The sequence below is a fragment of the Streptomyces botrytidirepellens genome, from assembly GCF_003721215.1.
Lineage (GTDB): Bacteria > Actinomycetota > Actinomycetes > Streptomycetales > Streptomycetaceae > Streptomyces > Streptomyces himastatinicus.
In genome coordinates this window covers 1-696 of the sequence record NZ_RIBZ01000381.1, presented here as the reverse complement: position 1 = coordinate 696, position 696 = coordinate 1, and the positions used below count along the sequence as shown (strand labels likewise).

1 pseudogene is annotated in these 696 nt (G+C 77.6%); it reads left to right on the top strand.

Annotated features, from left to right (window positions below):
• Positions 1–696, top strand: a pseudogene (locus EEJ42_RS31075) (hypothetical protein); the annotation flags it as partial.

Genomic DNA, 696 nt, shown 5'->3' with positions numbered 1-696 from the left:
GGCGTTGGCCCGCCGTCCGGTCGCCGCGGCCGCCCGCCGGGTGGCCGGGCGGTGGGACCGGGCGGGCGCCCGCAGCGGTGCCGAGATCGGCTTCGACACGGCCGTGCTGCTCGACGCGGTCGGGCGGCAGCAGGAGATCGAGGAGCTGGCGGGGTCCGGTACCTCGCTGCTGACAGTCACGGAGCCGACCGAGACCGCGACCGCCGCGGCCTTCGGCCACACCGCCGTCCTGGCCGGGAAGCCCGGCAACCGGGCGCCGCTGGAGGAGGCCGGACGGCTCTTCGGCAGGCTCGCGCATCTGCTGGACGCGGTCGAGGACCTGGTCGAGGACGCCGAGACGGGTGCCTGGAACCCGATCACGGCCACCGGCGCGGACCTCGCCGAGGTACGCCGGCTGTGCGACGACGCGGCGCATGGGGTGCGGCTGGCGCTCGAGGACGTCGACTTCGCCTGCAAGCGGTCCGGCAGGCTCGCCCATGTCCTGCTGGCGCACGAGCTGCCGCGCGCGGTGGACCGGGCGTTCGGCACCACCTCCTGTACGCACACCGGGCAGACCGGCCACACCGGGCAGACCGGGCAGGCTGATGGCGCCCCGGAGTCGTCCCAGGGCACGCCGCCGCCGCAGTCGCCGTGGGTCACCCCGCAGGGGCCCGACGCCCCCGGCGGCCCCGGCGGCACGCCGCCCGAGCCGCCGGA